Annotated in this window: 1 protein-coding gene; it reads left to right on the top strand. The window is 55.8% G+C overall.

Going from position 1 to position 269, the window contains the following annotated elements; all coding sequences use genetic code 11:
- Window positions 1-269, top strand: a 269-nt coding sequence (locus EZM41_RS07110) for a divergent polysaccharide deacetylase family protein (protein ID WP_198470428.1), incomplete at both ends; no start/stop codon positions are given.

Genomic DNA, 269 nt, shown 5'->3' with positions numbered 1-269 from the left:
GTAGCGGAACGTCAAAGCTATGACAGCAGCGACGACGATCGCCTCGCCCACGGCAAAGGCCCATACCTTTCCTTGAGAACGAGGGACTTTTTCCAACCACAGTTGGAAGGCGAGCACAAAAGTCAGGATGTAGACAGCCGAACCACGCCTCACTCTGTCGTCCCCTCTGTAGCCAAAGAGCTCGGCATGCCGGTGCTGGCAAACGATGTATTCTTAGATCACGAAGAGGACGAGAAAGCGATGGCAATGCGCCTGGAGACGGCCTCTTC

It is taken from the genome of Acetomicrobium sp. S15 = DSM 107314, from assembly GCF_016125955.1.
In the GTDB taxonomy this organism is placed as follows: Bacteria; Synergistota; Synergistia; order Synergistales; family Thermosynergistaceae; genus Thermosynergistes; species Thermosynergistes pyruvativorans.
The sequence above is the reverse complement of the archived record's forward strand: the minus strand, read 5'-3'. Positions and strand labels throughout refer to the sequence as shown.